Source organism: Ideonella sp. FW305-24 (genome assembly GCF_058788035.1).
Map to the genome: position 1 here is coordinate 115,986 of NZ_JBYTAI010000002.1, position 15,964 is coordinate 131,949.

Consider the following 15,964-nt stretch of genomic DNA (forward strand, 5'->3'; position numbering starts at 1 on the left):
CGTCACGACTTCGCTGATCGAACTACGAATAGATCTCGCGTCCAAGCACGCACTTTATCGGCCGACAAAGTGCGTGCTACTGCTTGAAAACTTCACAAGCCGGCGCCTTTACCGACTTTAAGCCAGCCAACGATGCTTGATATGCCCGCTGTACGCTACACAGCGCCAGCTGGAATTCCTGCTGGGAGACAGATTTTACGTTATAGCGGACGGTTTTCATCTCCATATTTTCGTCCCCATTGAGCAAATAATATCCGCCGCCCTCAAAATTATAGCGCATCTCAGTGGTATTCACCAGCACCCCGTTGAGGTAATGGATTTTTAGATTCACATTGCCTGCTGGCATCACAATATCTCGACCCGGAAGCCCTTCGATACCAGTGCCATTAACAGCAAAAACCGCAACTCTACCGCCAGTCACACCCACGCTTGCAAGATGGGCCGTAGGCGCGCTCTCAGAGCCTACATGGATGGATGGAAAATCAGCTGCGCAGGAACAAAGCAGCACGCTCAACGCGAGAAAAACAAGATGCCTGAGTATTGAAAATTTCATCATCGAATATGATCCAAACAAGCCGGCTTGATTCCTCATCAAACCAGCCAGATTAAACATCTACCGGCCAGAATTCGCATCTTTGGCCAACTCGCGCGCAAGCGCGGTGTCCAGTTGCTTGCAGGCCTCGGCCTCGATCTGGCCGGCGAAGGGCTTGAACAGGAAGCCGAGCTTGGCGTTCAGCTCGAAGGCGTCACCGCTGACCAGCATCTCGCCGCTCACGCCGGCGCGGCTGAAGCGCAGCACGTCCTGCGCCTCGCCAGCCGCCAGCTCGCACTTCACGTCGAACTTCTTCTCGGCGTGTTCGGCCCATTTCTTGGCCACGGCGCGGGCGCGGGCCAGGCCCAGTTGGTGTTCGCGGCGAATCTTCAAATCGGACATGGCGTTGGCGAAGTCTTGACGTAGCGGGGCGCGCCAGGCGGCGCACAACAGCCCGGATTGTCACCGCTGCGGCCCCTTTGGGAACGCAAGCGTCACGAAGGCTCGCTTGCTGCGCCCTGCTCTGGCGTGGCATCCGGCACGGCTTGGCCCGGCGGAAGCAACGCCTTGATGGCCGCGTCGCGCTCGGCGCGCGGTTGCTTGGCCAAGACCTTGACGGCTGCGTAGAAGCGCGGGAAGTCGCGCCCCTCGCGCTCGAACAAGGCTTCGAAGGCCGGTACCAGCCCGAAGTAAGCCGCCTGCACGCCCAGCGAGGCGTTGTTCAGCTTCTCGAAGAACAGGTCGTAGCCCGCGTAGCCATGCCAGCGCTCGGCCTTGGCCTGCGCATATTCGGCGCGCAGCGCGGCCATCAGCTCGGCCTTGCGGGCGCGCTTGCCGTCGTCGTCCAGGCTGCTCTTGTAGAGCGCATCCAGCGCCTGGCGGGTACGGTTGACCATGGCCCGCATGTCTTCGCGACGGCTGTTCAGCGTGGCGTACTGGTCGCGCGCCTGCTGGCTGGCGTACGTGCTGAGCCAGCGCTCGCCGCCCAGGCGCTCGACCGAGGTGGCGAAGGCCTCGTTGAACGAGGTGTCGCCCGGCGCATAGGCCACCTGGTGCGCGAGTTCATGGAAGATCAGCCGCGCCAGTTCGCCTTCGGGCCATTGCACGAAGGTGTTCAGCAGCGGGTCGCCGCCCAGCCACTCGGTCTTGCCCAGCGTGGAATACGCTGGCACCGGGTAGACCGCCACTTCCAAACCATCATCGCGAAGCGGCTGCGCCGCGGCCTCGGCCGTGTCCTGTGCGTAATAGCCGCGGTAGCCCACGCAGCCGACGATGGGGAAACACCAGGTGCGCAGCTTCAGCGACAGCTCGGGCGCCGCGACCACGTTCCACACGGCGGCCGGCCGCTTCAGGTCCGCATAGCTGCGGTAGCTGTGGTTGTCCGGCAGCTTGAGTTCGGAGACGGCGTAGTCGCGCAGGCGCTGGGTCAGCGCCAGGCGCTCCTTCAGCGCCGCCGAAGTCTGCGCATCGGCGATCACGTCGCCCACCGGCCGCGCGCTGGTGATCAGCGAGACGTGGCCTTGCGCCGACTGCAGCAGGTAGCCAATGGAACTGCAGCCGCTGGTGACGCAGACCGTGCCGGCCGCCAGCACGACCACGCCCACCAAAGAAGCCGTGCTCACCGCCAGCCACCTGCCCCAGCGCATCCTTGAGCTGCCTGGGCGCTCACGCCGCCACGGGCAGCGCGGCGACCTCGACCAGGCAGTCGTAGAAGCTCGGGCCGCCCCCCAGGTCGGTCAGGCCCTGGTGGGTCAGCTGGTTGACGTTGGTGCCGTTGCGACCCAGCTTGCGCCACCACACGCCCAGGCCATGCACGACCCCAGGCCGAGCGCGCGGGCTGACCTTCAGCAGGCAGTGGTGCTCGCCGCGGTCGTTGAAGACCTTGACCATCGAACCGTCGGCGAGGCCGCGCGCCGCGGCATCACCGGCGTGCATCTCCAGCAGCGGCTCACCTTCGATGGCGCGCAGGCTCTTGACGTTGACGAAGGTGGAGTTGAGGAAATTGCGCGCCGGCGGCGAGATCATCGCCAGCGGGAAACGGGCGGCCAGCTCGGGGGTGCTGCGCGCGCTCTCATGGTTGGGCACGAAATCCGGCAGCGGCAGGCCAGGCGCGGTGGCGCGGGCGCGTCCACTGGGCGTGGCGAAACCGCCTTCGGCAAACGGCGCCTCGGGCAGGTCCAGCTTGAGCCAGCCGTCCCGGCGCAGGCGCTCGAAATCGACCGAAGGGACCAGCGCCTGCCGGGCCAGGGTCAGGTCGTCGTCGGCAAAACAGGGTTCGTCGAAGCCCATCTTCGCGGCCAGCTGGCGGAAGATTTCGGCGTTCGAGCGGGACTCGCCGGCCGGCGACAGCGCGGGCTCATTGATCAGCAGATAGGTGTGGCCGTAGCTGGTGTGCACGTCCCAGTGCTCCAGCTGCGTGGTGGCGGGCAGCACGTAGTCGGCCTGGTCGGCGGTGTCGGTCAGGAAGTGCTCGAGCACGACGGTGAACAGGTCTTCACGCTGGAAGCCGGCAACCACCTTGGCCGAGTCCGGCGCCACCGCGACCGGGTTGCTGTTGTAGACGATGACCGCCTCGACCTTCGGGCCAAATGCGGCCGAGCCGGGGTTCAGCAGATCGTCGCCGATGGTGCTCATGTTGATGGTGCGCGGCTGGCGGCCAGCCAGCAGGTCCGGGCGTTCCAGCACGGCATCGTTGCGCACGCGCTTGAACCAGCCCGAGGCAGACAGCAGCAGGCCACCGGCGCGATGCTTCCAGGCGCCGGTGAGACAGGGCAGCAGCGCAATCAGGCGCACCGCATTGCCACCGCCTCGCACGCGCTGCATGCCGTAGTTCAGGCGGATGGCCGCATGCGCGGTGGTGCCGTAGTCGCGCGCCAGGCCGCGCACTTCGTCGGCCGTCAGCCCGCAGGTTTCGGCCGCGCGCTCGGGCGGCCACTGCAGCGCGCGCTCGCGCAGCTCGGGCCAGCCCTCCACGTGTTTCGCGAGGTAGTCATGGTCCAGCCAGTCGTTGACGATCAGCTCGTGCATCAGGCCCAGCGCCAGCGCACCGTCGGTGCCGGGCATCAGCGCGATGTGCTGGTGGCATTTCTCGGCGGTTTCGCTGCGGCGCGGGTCGATGGCGATCAGCTTGGCGCCGTTGCGCTTGGCTGCCTGCGCGTAGGTCCAGAAATGGAGGTTGGAGGCGATGGAGTTGCTGCCCCAGATCAGGATCAGCCTGCTCTCGGCGAAATGTTCCAGGTGCATGCCCATCTTGGCGCCGTAGGTCTGCAGCAGTCCCTCACCACCGGCGGCCGCACAGATGGTGCGGTCGAGGCGGGACGCGCCGAGCCTGTGCCAGAAGCGCGAGGCCATGCTCTCGCCCTGCACCAGGCCCATGGTGCCGGCATAGCTGTAGGGAAGGATGGCTTCGGGGTCGCGCGCGGCAATCGCTTTCAGACGACCGGCAATGTCACTCAGCGCCTCATCCCAGCTGACCGGCTCGAAACGGCCTTCGCCCTTGGCGCCGACGCGACGCAGCGGCCGCAGCACACGCTCCGGGTGCGTGACACGCTCGACGTAACGCGAAACCTTGGTGCACAACGCGCCGTGGGTGGTGGGATGGTCCGGGTCGCCCTGCAGGCGCACGACCCGCTCGCCTTCCAGCGTGACGCGGATCGCGCAGGTGTCCGGGCAGTCGTGGGGGCAGGCCGCATGCACCACGCGCACTGCGGCGGCCGGGTGGGTGGCAGTCGTCTGATCGCTCATTCTTGAATCATGTCACAGGCCTCACCAGGGCCGCGAAGGTCGCCACGCAGGCAAAGCCAGGGTCAACCAGGTCACGCGGCCGCTGAAGCGGCGATGGAAAAACCGCTTTTCCGCGCAATAAGTCCGGCTCACTCTTGTAACAATGCAGCAGTCATTGATCGAGCCTGTCAATCCGGGATTGCACCGGCCGATGTCTTTTTCGTTGGGCCTTGCCCATTCCTCAGCTCAAAGAGCACAAAACATGAATTCCGATTCATCTGTCAAGCCGCGCCTGCACGGCTGGTCGCGCCGGCATGCGCTGCAATCGCTGGCCGCCTTTCCCGCCGCCACCCTGCTGCCCTCGGCGCGCGCCGACAAGGACAACCGCCTGATCCTCGGCCAATCGGCCGCGTTCAGCGGCCCAGCCGCGCAACTGGGCACGCAGATGAACCTGGGCGCGAAGCTGTATTTCGACCAGGTCAACGCCAGCGGCGGCGTCAATGGCCAGACCATCGAGCTGCGCATGCTGGACGATGCCTACGACCCGGTTCGCTGCAAGGCCAACACCGAAAAATTCATCGCCGACAACGTGTTCGCACTGTTCGGCTATGTCGGCACGCCGACCTCGCTGGCCGCGATGCCCCTGGTCAACGAATCGAAGATGCCGTTCTTCGCACCGTTCACCGGAGCCCCGGCGCTGCGCGAGCCGTTCAGCCGCAACGTCTTCCACGTGCGTGCTTCGTACGACGACGAGACGGCCCTGATCGTCAAGCAGATGACCTCGTTTGGCCTGAGCAAGATCGCCGTCTTCCGCCAGAACGACAGCTACGGCCAGGCCGGACTGGACGGCGTGAACAAAGCCTTGAAGGCACACAACCTGCAGCCTGTCGCGGTGGGCACGGTGGAGCGCAACAGCGTGGACGTGGACGCCGCGGTCAAGGCCATCGTCGCCGCCAAGCCGGACGGCGTGGTGCAGATCAGCGCCTACAAGAGCTGCGCCGCCTTCATCCGCGCCGCGCGCAAGGCCGGCTACGGTGGCACCTTCTACAACGTCTCCTTCGTCGGCACGCAGGCGCTGGCGGACGAACTGGGCAAGGAAGCACTGGGCGTGGTCGTCAGCCAGGTCATGCCCTTCCCCTTCTCGACCACCACGCCGATCTCCCGCGAGTACCTGGACGCCGTGAAAGCCGCCGGCAATGACGCAAAGCCGAACTACTCCAGCATGGAAGGCTTCCTGGCGGCACGGGTGTTCGTCGAAGGCCTGAAGCGCGGCCGCGCCAACACCCGCGACGGACTGACCACCGGCCTGGAATCGCTGCAGAACGTCAACTTCGGTGGCTTCAACCTGAACCTTGGCGCGCGCGACCACGTCGCCTCGAAATTCGTCGAGCTTTCGATGCTGACCGAGAACGGGTCCGTCCGAAGATAGGGCACCCGCCACGGCAAGTCGGGTATGCGTCACAGGGCTAACATCGCGTGAACCCTGACAGCGGAACGCGCCATGCCCCTGATCTCCGACCTGCTGCGAGATGCAGACGAATTCACCGCGCTGCGACGCGACATCCATGCGCACCCGGAGCTGTGCTTCCACGAGGAACGCACTTCCGACCTGGTGGCGCGCAACCTGACCGCCTGGGGCATTCCCATCCACCGCGGCCTGGGCAAGACCGGTGTCGTCGGCATCCTGAAAAACGGCAGCAGCACACGCGCCGTCGGCCTGCGCGCCGACATGGACGCGCTGCCGATGACCGAGCACAACACCTTCGCGCATGCCAGCAGGCACGCCGGCAAGATGCACGCTTGCGGCCACGACGGCCACACCGCCATGCTGCTGGCCGCGGCCAAGCACCTGGCCCGCAGCCGCGACTTCGACGGCACCGTCTACCTGGTCTTCCAGCCAGCGGAAGAAGGCGGCGGCGGTGCGCGTGAAATGATCAAGGACGGGCTGTTCGAGCGCTTCCCTATGGATGCGATCTACGGCATGCACAACTGGCCGGGCCTGCCCGAAGGCAGCTTCTCGGTCTGCGACGGGCCCATCATGGCTTCGAGCAACGAGTTCAAGATCGTCATCACCGGCAAGGGCTCGCACGCGGCGCTACCTCACAACGGCATCGACCCGGTACCGGTCGCCTGCCAGATGGTGCAGGCCTTCCAGACCATCGTGACGCGCAACAAGAAGCCGACCGATGCGGCGGTGATTTCGGTGACGATGATCCACACCGGCGAGGCCACCAACGTGGTGCCGGACACCTGCGAGATCCAGGGCACGGTGCGGACGTTCTCGGTCGGCGTGCTGGACATGATCGAGCAGCGCATGCGCGAGATCAGCGAGCACACCGCCGCAGCCTTCGGTGCGAAGGCTGCGTTCGAATTCCACCGCAACTACCCACCAACCATCAACCATTCGGCCGAGGTGGCGCAGCTGCGCGAAGCCATGCGCGAGACGGTGGGGGCCGAAAACACGCTGGACTTCGACCCGACCATGGGCGCGGAAGACTTCAGCTTTTTCCTGATGGAAAAGCCGGGCGCGTATTTCATGATCGGCAATGGTGAAGGCGAGCACCGGCGCGGCTACGCAGGCCACGACCTGAGCCTCGGGCCGTGCACGCTGCACAACCCGAATTACGACTTCAATGACGCGCTGATCCCCAAGGGCGCAGCGCTGTGGGTCAACTTGGCCAAGCGGGCGCTGGCCGCCCGCTGACCGAGCTGGTCGACCTCAGGCGGTCAGCGAAATGCTGCCGCTGACGGCCATCGATTCGGCGTCCGGCGGCGTCGGGTCCTGGTTCACGATCGGACCGCCAGTGGTCGAGCCATGGCTGCGCTGCTCGCGAGCCGACTTGATCGCATCGGCCGCGATGGCCTTGGCGCCGTCGATGTCGCCTTTGGCCAGGTCCTTGCCCAACTGCGCAAACGCGCTGTTCGGGTCCCAGGTGGCGCCTTCGGGCGGGTTCTTCAGGATGTCGGCATAGGCCTGCTTGGCGCCTTCGATGTCGCCCTTGCGTAGCGACTTGCCGAGCTCGTGGAAACTCATGGCGGTCTTGCCGGACACGCCGGCGGCAGAAAGGGCTTGCGCTGCAGCGCCAGTGCCGATCGAGGAGAGATTCATCTTGGACTCCCAACGTGGCACAGCCTCACCGCCCGGCGGGCAATGCCAAGACGTGCCAGACCTTGACTATCGGCGGGCTCGCGGGCACCAAAGCGCAGATCAGGCCGTGTTCCGCCGGTCAGTTCGTCACAGACAGGCTGCCGACAGCTCCCAGCAAGCCGGCAATGCGGCTCGAAGAACAAACCGCGTGCCATCTGAAGTCCTGAAATGACCGCAACAGGTCCAGCGGCGGCCTTGGTTGCCTTCCGTGACGAATGGAAGATTCGGATGTACGCTTCCCACGGAGAAACATCCCATGTCTTCTTTTGACACCACCCGAACCGCCTTGCTGCTCATCGACGTGCAGGCCTCGTTCCCCGCACGGCCCTACTGGCAGGATCGTGAACTGCCGGCCTACCTGGACGCCACCCGCCGCCTGCTGGCCGGCTGCCAGGCCCAGGGCATCCCGGTGGTGCAGGTCTTCCACAGCGACGGCCCGGAGAGCCCCGACAACCCGTTCGCGCACGCCAGTGGTCTGGTGCGTCCGCTGGACGGCCTGCCCGCCTACACCCCGGCACTGCGCGTGGACAAGCACCGCCACAGCGCGCTGGTCGGCACCGGGCTGAGCGACTGGCTGCGCGCGCAAGGCATTGGCCGGTTGATCGTTGCCGGCATCCGCACCGAACAGTGCTGCGAAACCACGACGCGCCACGCCAGCGACGAAGGCTGGGAAGTGGACTACGTGACCGAGGCCACGCTGACCTTCGACATGCAAACCCCCGCTGGCACCGTGCTGAGCGCCGCGGCAATCTACGAGCGCACCGAGACCGTCCTGGCCGGCCGCTTCGCGACGATCTGCAGCGTGGACCAGGCCCTGGCCCGCGCCGCCCAGGCAGCACGCAACGCAGAAGCGAGGGCTGCATGAGACTGCCCACGCCAACCTGCAGCACGCGGGCCGAGCGCCGGGCCGCTCCCAAGCCGGCCGCTCGCTGGCGTGATTCGTCCACCGGACGAATCACGGCCGCACTCGCCCCCTCGGGGGATCGGCCGACGTATTCGACGGCCGAGGGGCAGTCATGATCCGCGTGTTGCTGCTGATGTTCGACGAGGTCGAGCTGCTGGACTTCGCCGGGCCTTATGAGGTGCTGACCACCGCGAACCGCATGGCCGACCGACTGGCAGCCGGCGAAGCGCCGCTTGTCGACGGTCGATCCCGGCCGCTGCGGCTGCCGCGCTTCGAGCTGGTGACGGCCTCGCCAGACGGCAAGCCGGTGCAGGCCCGCGCGGGCCTGCCGCTGCAGCCGCAACACCGCCTGGTCGACGCGCCAGCCTGCGACTGGCTGCTGGTGCCCGGCGGCGTGGTGGGTGCCTTGCTGGCCGACGCGCCGCTGCTGGTCGAGTTGCAGCGCCGCGCGGGCGCGGCCAGCTGCGTGGCCTCGATCTGCACTGGCGCACTGGTGCTGGCCGCCGCAGGCGTGTTGCAGCACTGTGAAGCCACCACGTACTGGGAAGACCTGGCCGACCTGGCCCGGTTGCAACCGGACCTGACACTGCGGCCGGATTTGCGCTGGGTCGACACCGGCCGGGTGCTGACCTCGGCGGGCATTGCCGCAGGCATCGACCTGAGCCTGCATCTCGTGCGGCGCGCCGGCGATGCCGCGCTGGCGGGCCTTGGGCCAGACAGTGCCGGCACCGTGTGGGCTCGCCGCACCGCGCGCCAGCTCGACACGCCGTGGCGCGACGATCCGCTGCTGTCCTGAAGCACCACATGACCCCATCCGCACCACGCCCGCCCACCATCGGCCTGCCCGGTGCACCGTCAGTCCAGGTGCTGTTCATCGTGCTGCCGGACACGCTGCTGCTGGACCTCGCCGGCCCGGCCGAGGCCTTCCGCCTGGCCAACCAGCAACTCGCCAGGCGCGGCCTGCCAGCGGGGTTCGACATGCGTTTCGCGGGGCCCGAAGCGGCGGTCACCTCATCGGTCGGCCTCGGGCTGGCCGCACTGTCGCCACTGCCCGAGCAACTCACCTCGCCCACCTGGGTCGTGCTGCTGGGCCGGCCAGGCGACGCGCTGCAGGTCGTGCGCCACCAGGGCGCCTGGCTGGCCACGCGGGACTGGCTGGGCCGCGTGCTCGCGCCTGCGCTGGCCGTCCCGGGCAGTGAACACCGGCTGTTGACCGTTTGTGTGGGTGCGCTGCTGGCGGCCGATGCCGGCCTGCTCACCGAGCGCCAGGTCACCACCCATCACGAGCTGCTGGCCGACCTGGCGCTGATGGCACCCGGCGCCCGCGTGCTGCCCAACCGCGTGTTCGTGTGCGACGGCCCGGTCTGGAGCAGCGCCGGCATCACCGCCGGCATTGACCTGGCGCTACACCTGATCGCCGAACGCCAGGGCGAAGGCCTGGCCTCGGCCGTCGCGCAAGTCATGGTGGTGTTCCACCGCCGCGGCAGCGAAGACCCGGAACGCTCGCCACTGCTGGCTGGCCGCCGCCACCTGCATCCCGCCGTGCACGCGGTGCAAAACGCAGTGGTCGACGCCCCCGGCGAAGACTGGACCCTGGACCGCATGGCCGCCCTGGCCCATGTCACGCCTCGCCACCTGTCGCGGCTGTTTCAACAGCATGCGGGACTCTCGCCACGCGAGCACGTGGAGCAAGTGCGCCTGGCGCTGGCAGTGGAAGCCAGGGCCGCCGGCCTGGCCGGCAAGCAGGCGGCCGCGCTGGGCGGCTTCAGTTCGGAACGGCAGTGGCGCAGGGCAAGGCAGCGCAGCACCTCGCCCTGCGACCCGAAACGCCCTCAAAGGCCAGCATAGGCACGCCCGACATCCGTCAATTTTCCCTGGCTGTCGAAAAGCCGGGAGGTGCGGGTCGCCTCGTTGCTGTCCCGGCGAAGCTTGCCCGCGCCAAACCAGGCATAACGCTCGACATAGTCCCGGCGGTCCAGTTCGGGCAGCAATTCACGGACGAACCGGGCCACCTCTTGTTCGCTGTAGCGGTTGGCGCCAGGTTTGCCATGGGCCTGCCAGTCGGCCACGGCGAACTCGGTGATCCAGATCGGTTTGCCATACATCGCATGGATGGCATCCAGCCGTTGCAGGAACTTCCGGACATCCGGCGGGGTGTACAGGTGCACTGCCACGAAATCGACGCGCAGTCCCTTGGCCTTGACCTGCTGGTCGAAACGCTTTGACCAGCCGTTGTCCACGCTGGTGGTGGCCGGCGAGCTGATGCGCTGGGCCGCAGCGGACAGGCGCGGCCAGACGGCCACAGCGTCCTGCACCGACATGGTGGCCTGCGTGACGTTGTCCGGCTCATTGAGCGCGAGCAACACCCGCGCCCGCGGCCCGCGCTCCAACTCGGCCATCTGATCCTTCAACCGGTTGCCCCCCCACACCATGGGCACAAATTCCGCGTTCACAGGATCCTGCATCGGGGACGGCGACCAGGTGTAGTACCAGCTCACCTTGAGTTGCTGGACCCGGTCGGCAGCGCTGCGGTCGGCCAGACCGATGCCTCGCTTGTCTGCGGCCCAGGCAACCGCTGCGGTGCTGGCCATCACCAGCACCAGGGTTCCGAGGCGAGCCAGCCGGCTCAAGCGTGCGAGAGAAGGCAGCATGGGTTTACCTGGCAGAGGGATGGGGACGAAGCGCATGGCCGGGCGGCCAGGGGATGGGACCTGCGGCGTTCACGAAAGTTCACGGCCCTCGTAGGCTGACCGCTGCCCCGGCGCCAGCAGGCCGCGCGCCCGCAAGTCCAGCACCAGCTGCTGGGCACTGGTGAACAACACCGCAGGCAAGCCCAGCGCGGCGGCGGCGGCGATGTTGATGGGATGATCGTCAATGAACAGTGCCTGCTCGGGCTGCAGGCCGAACCGGCCCAGTGCGCACTGGAACACCGCCGCAGCCGGCTTGCCCTGCTTGACCTCGGACGAGAACACCCCATTCTCGAACCAGCCGAGGAACTCGTGCGTGCAGCGCAGGTGCTCGGCATAGGGTGCGGGCATGTTGGACAGGAAGAACAGGCGGTGGCCGGCATCCCTCAGGGCACGCAACACGGCGACAGTCTCCCCCTGCGGCGCCAGGTAGGCCGGCACGGCATCCACCACGGCCCTGACCTCGGACTCGGCAAGTCCGGTGCGGGCCGCGATGCGCCGAACAAGCTCGGCAACGTCGATCAGGCCACTGTCGAACGCGCCCCAGTCGCCCTCGTACTGCTGAAAGAACTGCAGCTTCCAGTGTTCGGCATCGGCGGCATTGCGAATCCGGTCCGGCAGCACCAGGGCTAGCAGTTCGGCCGGGTTCCAGCGGAACAGCACGCCGCCGAAGTCGAAGATGACGGCGGGCTTGCTCTCGCTCATTTCATCCTCGTAATTTCGCTAGAAGTCCGGCGGTGGACCCGTCAAGGCCAGCCGCATCACCCGTGCCAAAACGTGGCAGCAGTTGGCTGCACAAGGCCTTGCCGAGTTCAACACCCCATTGGTCGAAGCTGTTGATGCCCCAGATCGCGCCGCTGACGAACACGCGGTGTTCGTACAGCGCGATCAGCGCGCCCAGGGCACTGGGCGTCAAGGCGTCCAGCATCAACGTGCTGCTGGGCCGGTTGCCGGGGAAGCTGCGGTGATGGGAGAGGACTTCGCGGTCCAAGGTCTTGGACGCGGTGGGGGCGGACTCGGTGGCCGCTTCGGCCGCGGTCTTGCCTAGCATCAGCGCCTGGCTCTGGGCCAGGCAGTTGGCCAGCAGCTTGGTGTGCAGGTCCGCGTGCGGATGGCTGGGCGTTTTCACGGCGATGAATTCGACCGGGATCACATCGGTGCCCTGGTGCAGCATCTGGAAGTAGGCGTGCTGGCCATTGGTGCCAGGCTCGCCCCAGACGACCGGGCTGGTGCCATAGGGCAAGGCCTGGCCGGCCATGTCCACGCACTTGCCGTTGGACTCCATTTCCAGCTGCTGCAGGTAGGCCGGAAAGCGCTTCAAGCCCTGGTGGTAGGGCGCGACCGAGCGGCTGGTGAAGCCGTGGAAGTTGCGATACCAGACGTCCAGCAGGCCGAGCTGCACCGGGAGGTTGTCGACCAGCGGGGCTTCGGCGAAGTGGCGGTCCATCACATGCGCGCCCGCCAGGAAGGCGCGGAAGTTTTCGCTGCCAATGCCGATGGCGATGGGTAGGCCGATCGCACTCCACAGCGAATAACGCCCGCCGACCCAGTCCCAGAAACCGAAGGTTTCGGCAATACCGAACTTGGCCGCGGCTTCGAGGTTGGTGGTGACGCCAACGAAGTGCTTTGCGATGTCCTGCCCGCCCTGGGCGATGAACCATTCGCGGGCGACCGCGGCGTTGGCCATGGTCTCCTGCGTCGTGAAAGTCTTGGACGCGATGATGAACAGCGTGCGCTCGGGGCGCAGCTGGGACAGCACCGGCGTGATGTCGTGGCCATCGACGTTGGAGACGAAGTGCAGCCGCAGTCCCGGGTGCGAATACGCCTGCAGCGCCGGCATCGCCATCTGCGGGCCGAGATCCGAGCCGCCGATGCCGATGTTGACGATGTCGGTGATGCCGCTGCTGGCCACGTCGCGCACGCGTTCGGCAAAGGCCAGCATGCGGTCCAGCACCTCATGCACCTCGGCGCTGAACAGGCCCTGGCCACGCGGGGCGCGCAGCGCGGTGTGCAAGACGGCCCGGCCTTCGGTGCTGTTGATGGGCTCGCCGGCCAGCATCGCGTCCCGCCGCGCGGGCAATTGGCAAGCTTCGGCCAGTTCGACCAGCAAGCGGCGCGTGGTCGCGTCCCACCGGTTCTTGGACAGGTCGGCAAACACCTCCGGCGCCTGCACGCTGAACCCTGCGAAGCGGCCAGCGTCACGGGCAAAGGCTTCGCGCAGGTCGAGGCCGCGGCCATGGGCCTGGAAGTGGCCTTGCAGCGCCGTCCAGGCAATCGTCTGGTCGCAGCGGGGGGCGGCGGCTGCACTCATTGCAGGCCCACGATCAGCTGGTCGAGCTTGGCAGCGTCCACGGCAAAGGCGCGGATGCCTTCGGCCAGCTTCTCGGTGCCCATCGCGTCCTCGTTGAGCGCGTAGCGGAAGCTGCTTTCCTGGTAGCTGACGGCGTGCAGATCGGTGGCAGCCTCGGCCAGGGTCGGCGTGAGCGCGGCCTGCAGCGGCGCGTCGCTGGCCTGCAGCTGGGCCAGCAGGTCCGGGCTGATGGTCAGCAGGTCGCAGCCGGCCAGCGCAGTGATCTGGCCGACGTTGCGGAAGCTCGCGCCCATGACCTCGGTCTTGATGCCGAACTTCTTGTAGTAGCGGTAGATGTGGCTGACCGAGCGCACGCCGGGGTCGTTGGCGCCAGCCATCGCGGCCTCGTCCCAGCTGGCTCCGGCCTGCTTTTTGTACCAGTCGTAGATGCGACCGACGAAGGGCGAGATCAGCTGGATGCCGGCTTCGCCGCAGGCCACGGCCTGGCAGAAGCTGAACAGCAGCGTCAGGTTGCAATGGATGCCGGACTGCTCCAGCGCCTTGGCCGCCTGGATGCCTTCCCAGGTCGCGGCGATCTTGATCAGCACGCGTTCGCGGGCAATGCCGGCAGCCTCGTACAGGCCGATCAGGTAGTGGGCACGGGCGATGGTGGCCGCGGTGTCGAAGGACAGGCGGGCGTCGACTTCGGTCGAGACCCGGCCCGGCACGACCTTCAGGATCTCCAGGCCGAAGCGCACCAGCACCTGGTCGACGATGCGGTCCAGCGGCTCGCCGCGGTGCGCGGCGACGGTGTCGCGGAGCAGCGGCGCGTAGTCCGCGTTTTGCACGGCCTTCAGGATCAGCGAAGGGTTGGTGGTCGCGTCGCGTGGCGCGTATTGCGCCATCTGCTTGAAGTTGCCGGTGTCGGCAACGACGGTGGTGAAAGCCTTGAGTTGGTCGAGCTGGTTCATCAGAAGGGCCGACGCGCGAAGGGCGCGCCACGGCAGCTGCAATTAGACCGCGATTGCGTGACGCGGCAAGTACGTTTCGGTTACGTTCCGACGCTGTGGACGCATGCAAGACAGGTGCCGCCAGCCGACCCTGGCCTCCCTGGCAGGCCGGATTGACCGGTCCAAGAAACTCATGCATCATGAACCAGGTAATTAAATTACACATCCACTCCCATGTCTTTCGACCTCGTGTTTTTTGGCGGCACCGGCGACCTCACCTGGCGCAAGCTGATGCCCGCGCTGTTCCAGGCCTTCCGTCATGGCAAGCTGCCAGCCGGCGGCCGCATCCTGGCGGTGGCGCGAGATGAACGCAGCGACGACGATTACCGCAGCTTCATCAAGGAGCGCTTCGCCGAAGTCGAAAGCTCGAAGCGGCCGAGCGACGAGGAGTTCGCCCGCTTTGCCGACCTGCTGCATTACCGGCGCATGGACCTGTCCAAGCCCGAGGACTACGCCGGCCTGAAGCAATGGCTGGACGCGCGCAGTGCCGAAACCGTGGTGCTGTACCTGGCGACCAGCCCGTACCTGTTCCCGGTGATCTGCGAACAGCTGGGCGCTGCCGGGCTGAACGAAGAACGGGTGCGCGTGGTGCTGGAAAAACCGTTGGGCCACGACCTGGCGAGCGCGCAGGAAATCAACCGCGTGGTGCGCTCGGTGTTCAACGAGCGCCAGGCCTTCCGCATCGATCACTACCTCGGCAAGCCTTCGGTGCAGAACCTGATGGCGCTGCGTTTTGCGAATGCGCTGTTCGAGCCGCTGTGGCGCCGCGAGAGCATTGCCAACATCCAGATCACGCTGGCCGAGTCCATCGGCGTGGGCACGCGCGGGGACTTCTACGACCGCACCGGTGCGCTGCGCGACATGATCCAGAACCATGCGCTGCAGTTGCTGACGATGATCGCAATGGAGCCGCCGTCGACCAACGACGCCGACGCCATCCGCGACGAGAAGCTCAAGGTATTGAAGTCCCTCAAGCCCTTCACGCCCGACAGCGTGACGCGCGACGTGCTGCGCGGCCAGTACAAGGCCGGCACGGTGGACGGCAAGCCGGTGCCCGGCTACCTGGACGAAGTGAAGGTGCCGAAAAACAGCAGCTGCGAAACCTTCGTTGCGCTGCGCACCGAGGTGCAGAACTGGCGCTGGGCCGGCGTGCCCTTCTACCTGCGCACCGGCAAGCGGCTGGCCGCACGGGACGCACAGATCGTCGTCAACTTCCGCCCGGTGCCGCACCCGATCTTTGCCAGCAACGGCCGCGCGAACAAGCTGGTGATCAACCTGCAGCCGGAAGACGGGTTGGAGCTGCACCTGCTGGCCGCCAAGGGCTCCGGCCCGGCCGAGCAGCTGGCGCCGGTGTCACTGGACCTGGACTTCGACAAGGCCTTTCCCTCCGAGCGAGTGGGCGCCTACGAACGCCTTCTGCTGGACGCGATTGCCGGTCGGCTGAACCTCTTCGTGCGCAGCGACGAGCAGGAACAGGCCTGGCGCTGGGTCGAACCCATCCTGGATGCCTGGGAAGGCAACCCCAGCGACCTGAAGACCTACGCGGCCGGTGGCTGGGGGCCTGCGGCCGCCAGCGCCTTGGTCGCGCGAGACGGTTTCGCCTGGGCCGAAGAGCAGTGATCTGAAAAAAGAGGTGAGGACATGCCGATGAACCTCGCCCAGCCCGAGCC

15 protein-coding genes are annotated in these 15,964 nt (G+C 66.7%); 6 read left to right on the forward strand and 9 right to left on the reverse strand.

The genetic code is table 11. The annotated features are described in order from the left end of the window. Positions 1 to 76: 76 nt before the first annotated feature. The 4 genes from AC3WR5_RS06285 to AC3WR5_RS06300 all read right to left on the reverse strand — a co-directional run bounded on the left by AC3WR5_RS06285 (position 77) and on the right by AC3WR5_RS06300 (position 4,276). The gene (locus AC3WR5_RS06285; RefSeq protein ID WP_492482808.1) at positions 77 to 556 is read right to left on the reverse strand and encodes a hypothetical protein; all 480 of its coding nucleotides are present in this window, start codon (positions 554 to 556) and stop codon (positions 77 to 79) included. 57 nt (positions 557 to 613) lie between these two features. Further along, complete coding sequence (locus AC3WR5_RS06290) at positions 614 to 934, reverse strand: polyhydroxyalkanoic acid system family protein (RefSeq protein WP_492482810.1); 321 nt, start codon at positions 932 to 934, stop codon at positions 614 to 616. A 92-nt stretch (positions 935 to 1,026) separates the two neighbouring features. Next, positions 1,027 to 2,178, reverse strand: coding sequence for an aminopeptidase (locus AC3WR5_RS06295; protein WP_492482812.1), 1,152 nt, complete (start codon positions 2,176 to 2,178; stop codon positions 1,027 to 1,029). 19 nt (positions 2,179 to 2,197) lie between these two features. Then, the gene (locus AC3WR5_RS06300) at positions 2,198 to 4,276 is read right to left on the reverse strand and encodes a molybdopterin-containing oxidoreductase family protein (protein WP_492482814.1); all 2,079 of its coding nucleotides are present in this window, start codon (positions 4,274 to 4,276) and stop codon (positions 2,198 to 2,200) included. Between the two features lie 241 nt (positions 4,277 to 4,517). Here AC3WR5_RS06300 and AC3WR5_RS06305 point away from each other — a divergent pair, with 241 nt between their 5' ends. Together AC3WR5_RS06305 and AC3WR5_RS06310 are read left to right on the forward strand one after the other, a co-directional pair. Next, positions 4,518 to 5,684, forward strand: coding sequence for an ABC transporter substrate-binding protein (locus AC3WR5_RS06305; protein WP_492482816.1), 1,167 nt, complete (start codon positions 4,518 to 4,520; stop codon positions 5,682 to 5,684). Positions 5,685 to 5,756: 72 nt separating this feature from the next. Beyond that, the gene (locus tag AC3WR5_RS06310) at positions 5,757 to 6,959 is read left to right on the forward strand and encodes a M20 aminoacylase family protein (protein ID WP_492482818.1); all 1,203 of its coding nucleotides are present in this window, start codon (positions 5,757 to 5,759) and stop codon (positions 6,957 to 6,959) included. A 15-nt stretch (positions 6,960 to 6,974) separates the two neighbouring features. Here AC3WR5_RS06310 and AC3WR5_RS06315 read toward each other — a convergent pair whose 3' ends face one another. Next, positions 6,975 to 7,364: a hypothetical protein gene (locus AC3WR5_RS06315; protein ID WP_492482820.1), complete on the reverse strand. Its 390-nt coding sequence runs from the start codon at positions 7,362 to 7,364 to the stop codon at positions 6,975 to 6,977. Between the two features lie 295 nt (positions 7,365 to 7,659). Here AC3WR5_RS06315 and AC3WR5_RS06320 point away from each other — a divergent pair, with 295 nt between their 5' ends. The 3 genes from AC3WR5_RS06320 (at position 7,660) to AC3WR5_RS06330 (ending at position 10,155) form a co-directional block, all read left to right on the forward strand. Next, positions 7,660 to 8,268, forward strand: coding sequence for an isochorismatase family protein (locus AC3WR5_RS06320; protein ID WP_492482822.1), 609 nt, complete (start codon positions 7,660 to 7,662; stop codon positions 8,266 to 8,268). Positions 8,269 to 8,419: 151 nt separating this feature from the next. Next, entirely contained in the window at positions 8,420 to 9,103 is a 684-nt protein-coding gene (locus AC3WR5_RS06325; RefSeq protein ID WP_492482824.1) for a DJ-1/PfpI family protein, read from the forward strand. Positions 9,104 to 9,111: 8 nt separating this feature from the next. Then, the gene (locus AC3WR5_RS06330; RefSeq protein ID WP_492482826.1) at positions 9,112 to 10,155 is read left to right on the forward strand and encodes a GlxA family transcriptional regulator; all 1,044 of its coding nucleotides are present in this window, start codon (positions 9,112 to 9,114) and stop codon (positions 10,153 to 10,155) included. Here AC3WR5_RS06330 and AC3WR5_RS06335 read toward each other — a convergent pair. The 4 genes from AC3WR5_RS06335 to tal form a co-directional block, all read right to left on the reverse strand. After that, positions 10,140 to 10,898, reverse strand: a complete 759-nt coding sequence (locus AC3WR5_RS06335; RefSeq protein WP_492482828.1) for a glycoside hydrolase family protein — start codon at positions 10,896 to 10,898, stop codon at positions 10,140 to 10,142. The genes AC3WR5_RS06330 and AC3WR5_RS06335 overlap by 16 nt on opposite strands. A 129-nt stretch (positions 10,899 to 11,027) precedes the next feature. Next, positions 11,028 to 11,699 carry an HAD family hydrolase gene (locus AC3WR5_RS06340; protein WP_492482830.1) on the reverse strand — a complete coding sequence of 224 codons (672 nt, stop codon included), beginning with the start codon at positions 11,697 to 11,699 and terminating at the stop codon, positions 11,028 to 11,030. Position 11,700: 1 nt separating this feature from the next. Continuing rightward, positions 11,701 to 13,305 carry a glucose-6-phosphate isomerase gene (gene pgi, locus AC3WR5_RS06345; RefSeq protein ID WP_492482832.1) on the reverse strand — a complete coding sequence of 535 codons (1,605 nt, stop codon included), beginning with the start codon at positions 13,303 to 13,305 and terminating at the stop codon, positions 11,701 to 11,703. After that, the gene (gene tal, locus AC3WR5_RS06350; protein WP_492482834.1) at positions 13,302 to 14,255 is read right to left on the reverse strand and encodes a transaldolase; all 954 of its coding nucleotides are present in this window, start codon (positions 14,253 to 14,255) and stop codon (positions 13,302 to 13,304) included. Before tal ends, pgi begins: the two co-directional genes overlap by 4 nt. 213 nt (positions 14,256 to 14,468) lie before the next feature. On the opposite strand from tal, the gene zwf reads away from it, so the two are divergent. Further along, entirely contained in the window at positions 14,469 to 15,914 is a 1,446-nt protein-coding gene (gene zwf / locus AC3WR5_RS06355) for a glucose-6-phosphate dehydrogenase (protein WP_141285330.1), read from the forward strand. The last annotated feature ends 50 nt before the right edge of the window (positions 15,915 to 15,964 follow it).